The organism is Arthrobacter sp. 2YAF22_2, assembly GCF_052114645.1.
In the GTDB taxonomy this organism is placed as follows: Bacteria; Actinomycetota; Actinomycetes; order Actinomycetales; family Micrococcaceae; genus Arthrobacter.
The window spans coordinates 1-3,795 of sequence record NZ_JBFRFD010000364.1 but is presented as its reverse complement, the minus strand read 5'-3'; the positions used below and the strand labels follow the sequence as shown (position 1 = coordinate 3,795).

At 67.9% G+C, this 3,795-nt stretch carries 5 protein-coding genes; all 5 read left to right on the top strand.

Translation table 11 applies throughout. From position 1 onward, the window contains the following. A partial coding sequence (locus AB4Y86_RS14045) for an ABC transporter substrate-binding protein (protein ID WP_441402822.1) occupies positions 1-979 on the top strand: 979 nt, incomplete at its 5' end. A gap of 62 nt (positions 980-1,041) precedes the next feature. After that, positions 1,042-1,767: an ABC transporter ATP-binding protein gene (locus tag AB4Y86_RS14040; protein ID WP_441402821.1), complete on the top strand. Its 726-nt coding sequence runs from the start codon at positions 1,042-1,044 to the stop codon at positions 1,765-1,767. Then, the gene (locus AB4Y86_RS14035; protein WP_441402820.1) at positions 1,757-2,695 is read left to right on the top strand and encodes an ABC transporter permease; all 939 of its coding nucleotides are present in this window, start codon (positions 1,757-1,759) and stop codon (positions 2,693-2,695) included. The genes AB4Y86_RS14040 and AB4Y86_RS14035 overlap by 11 nt, the downstream gene beginning before the upstream one ends. 93 nt (positions 2,696-2,788) lie before the next feature. Beyond that, complete coding sequence (locus AB4Y86_RS14030; protein ID WP_441402819.1) at positions 2,789-3,085, top strand: putative quinol monooxygenase; 297 nt, start codon at positions 2,789-2,791, stop codon at positions 3,083-3,085. Positions 3,086-3,348: 263 nt separating this feature from the next. After that, positions 3,349-3,795 (top strand): precorrin-2 dehydrogenase/sirohydrochlorin ferrochelatase family protein (locus AB4Y86_RS14025; protein WP_441402818.1); only part of this gene is annotated, 447 nt, incomplete at its 3' end.

Here is a 3,795-nt window from a genome sequence, read left to right as displayed (position 1 = left end):
CGCCGCGGCAGCGCCGGCCAGCGGCACCACCGCGGCAGCCGAACTGAAGCTCGGCTACTTCGGAAACATCACCCACGGCCCCGCCCTTGTCGGCGTCAATAAAGGGTTTATCGCCAAGGATCTCGGCCAGACCAAGCTCAGCACCCAGGTGTTCAACGCCGGACCGGCGGCGATCGAGGCGCTGAACGCCGGTGCAATCGACGCCACCTATATCGGCCCCAACCCGGCCATCAACTCCTATGTCAAGAGCAAGGGCGAATCCATCAGCATCATCGCCGGGGCGGCCTCCGGCGGCGCGCAGCTCGTAGTGCGGCCGGACATCACGTCGGCGGATCTGAAGGGGAAGAAGATCGCGACGCCGCAGCTCGGGGGCACCCAGGATGTGGCCCTGCGGGCCTGGCTCGGCAAACAGGGCTACAAGACCTCCCCGGACGGCGGCGGTGACGTCACGATCGATCCCACCGAGAACGCCCAGACCCTGAAGCTGTTCCAAGACGGCAAGCTGGACGGGGCATGGCTGCCGGAGCCGTGGGCCTCCCGCCTGGTGCTCCAGGCCGGAGCGAAGGTCCTGGTCGACGAGAAGGACCTGTGGGACAAGGGCGAGTTCGTCACCACCGTTCTGATCGTCAACAAGAGATTCGCCGCCGAGCACCCTGAAACGGTGAAGGCGCTCCTGAAGGGACACGTCGAATCCGTGAACTGGCTCACCGCCGCCCCGGCTGCCGAGAAAGCCAGTGTCCTCAACGCCGCGCTGAAGGAATCCGGCGGCGCCGCGCTGCCCGCCGACGTCGTCGAGCGCTCGCTCAAGAACATCACCTTCACCGTCGACCCGCTCGCCGGGACATACCAAAAACTGCAGCAGGACGGCGTCGACGCCGGCACCACCAAACAGGCGGACATCACCGGCATCTTCGACTTGACCGCCCTGAACTCGTTGGCGGCGAAGAAGACCTCGGCGCAGGGACTGGGCAAGGACTAGCCGGGTCCCGCCGCCCGGCCGCCACCACCACTCCGGCTGCCACCATCACTAAGGACGTAACCATGCCAGTTGTACTGGAAAACCTGGGCAAGCGCTTCGACGACGGCGCCCCGGTGCTGGACGGCGTCAACGCCAGCATCGAGCGGGGCGAATTCGTCGCCCTGCTCGGTGCGTCCGGCTGCGGCAAGTCCACCCTGCTGAACATYATSGCSGGACTSGAGGCACCGACGTCGGGCGCCCTKGARGTSCCCAGCGACGGYGCCGCCTTCATGTTCCAGGACGCGKCCCTGTTCCCCTGGCTCACCGCCAGGGAAAACGTGGAGCTTGCCCTCAAGCTGCGGGGCGTCGGCAAGACTGAACGCCGGGGGCAGGCCGAAGAGCTGCTGGAGCTGGTGCACCTGGGCGGGGCCGGGGACAAGCGCCCGCACGAGCTGTCCGGCGGCATGCGCCAGAGGGTGGCCCTGGCCCGGTCGCTGGCACAGGACCGGCAGTTGCTGCTGATGGACGAGCCGTTCGCGGCGCTCGATGCGATTACCCGTGACCTCCTGCACGACGAGCTGGAACGGATCTGGAAGGAAACCGGCCGCACCATCGTCTTTGTCACCCATAACGTCCGGGAAGCCGTCCGGCTGGGCCAGCGCGTACTGCTGCTCTCCTCCCGGCCCGGTCGCGTGGTGCAGGAATGGCACGTCTCCGAGGAACACCGCACCGACGCCGGCCTGGCCGGACAGCTGACCGGAGTCATCACCGCCCGGCTACGCGAGGAGATCCGCCGTCATGCCCAATAACCAACTCCATGTGGCGGATGCGCCTGCCGAGAGCCGCAAGGTGCATGCAGCCCTGACCCGGTCCTCCACCGGGGCCGAGGATCTGCGGCAACTGGAAGCCGGACTTGATTCGCTGCAATCCGACGCCGCCCGCGGGGCCCGGATCGACTGGAGCCGAATCCTCCTGCCCGTGGCCGCACTCGCCGTCCTCATCATCGCGTGGCAGGTCTACGTCTCGTTGGGCATCAAACGCCGTGACCTGGTGCCCGGCCCGCTGGATGTCATCGGCCAGCTCGGCACCCTCTGGAGCGAGGCCAAGCTGCAGGAGGCCGTCTGGACCTCACTGCAGCGCGGCTTCGCGGGCTTCCTGATCAGCGTGGTCATCGCGACGCCGGTAGGCCTGCTGCTGGCCCAGGTTGCCCCGCTTCGGAGGGCCTTCGGGCCGCTGATTTCCGGGCTGCAGGTCCTGCCGTCTGTGGCGTGGGTGCCAGCCGCCATCATCTGGTTCGGCCTGACCGACGCGACCGTGTACTTCGTTGTGCTGATGGGTGCCATCCCCTCGATCATCAACGGGTTGATCTCCGGCGTCGACCAGATCCCGCCCCAGTACCGCCGCGTAGGCACCGTCCTGGGCGCATCCCGCCTGCAAATGGCGCTGCAGATCGTTCTCCCGGCCGCGCTGCCCGGTTACCTGAGCGGTCTCAAACAGGGCTGGGCCTTTTCCTGGCGGTCCCTGATGGCCGCGGAAATCATTACGGTGGGCGGCAGCATCGGCTTCGGCCTGGGTTCGATGCTCAACCAGGGCCGCGACCTCGCCGACATGACGATCGTGCTGGCCGCCATCCTGCTGATCCTCGCCGTCGGCATTCTGGTCGAATTGCTCGTTTTCGCCCCGGTCGAAAAGCGACTGCTGCGCCGCCGCGGCCTCCTCGCCGGCAGCACCCGCTAATTCCCCCGCTCCTTCCCACGGGTCAGCCGCAGGCCTACACTCACGGCAATGGGCCGGTACGCGGCCCATCCGTCCCAATCCAAGGAGACAGCCGTGGCACCAAAATTCGGAGTGCTGGCATTGGTCGAAGCCAAAGCGGGAAAGGAACAGGACGTCTGGGACTTCCTCAACGGCGGCCGCGAAATCGTCCTCAGCGAACCGGGCACCCGGACCTGGTATGCGTTCCGGGTCAGCGCTAACACCTTCGGCATTTTCGACACTTTCGACACCGAGGAAGACCGTCAGGCACACCTCAACGGAGCCATCCCCGCGGCCCTGGGCGAACACGGCCCCGCGCTGCTCGCCACGGACCCCGACATTAAACTCGTGGAAGTCATTGCGGTGAAGTAGCCAGCCCTGCCGGCGGCGGGCCTTTAAGGAGTCGGGAGTCGGGGGTGAGGTGTGGATGGCTGCCGTCCGGGGCGGCTTCGACACGGACACGCCGTCGTTTGAGGCCGGTGCGGATGCCGCAGCCGTCAAAGTTCCCCCGGGGCGCCGGCCAGGCGGCAGCTGGCGTGCCGGGCGGCGGGTCCAAAGTTACGTCCCGTTACCCTGCGTGAACCGGTGTTTCCGCGACGCTGTTCCTCGTTCGGACGCAGCCCTATCGTCGATGCATGGCAATTCAGGACATTTATCCCACGGCGCTGCGCCTGCTCGGCCGCCCCGTGCTGGTGGTCGGCGGCGGACCCGTTGCCGCACGACGCGCCAAGGGGCTGCTCGACGCCGGCGCCCGCGTCACGGTCGTGGCCCCGTTTGCCTGCCCTGCGCTGAACGGACTGGCCGGCGCCGGGCTCCTCGCCTGGCAGCCCCGCGAATACCGCAGCACCGACGTCGACGGCGTTTGGTTCGTCCAGACCGCCACCGGTGACTTTGCTGTCGACGCGCAGGTCGCCGCCGACGCCGAGGCGCAGCGCATCTGGTGCGTCAACGCCTCCGACCACGAAGCCTCCGCCGCCTGGACGCCCGCCGTCGCCGTCGTGGACGACGTCAAGATCGCCGTCAACGCCGGGGGAGACCCGCGCCGCGCCATGGCCCTGCGCGACGCCGCGATCGCGCACGCT

Bases quoted from the DNA above. Each gene is read 5' to 3' on its own strand.
- AB4Y86_RS14035 (WP_441402820.1), top strand. From the start codon at position 1,757: ATGCCCAATAACCAACTCCATGTGGCGGATGCGCCTGCCGAGAGCCGC.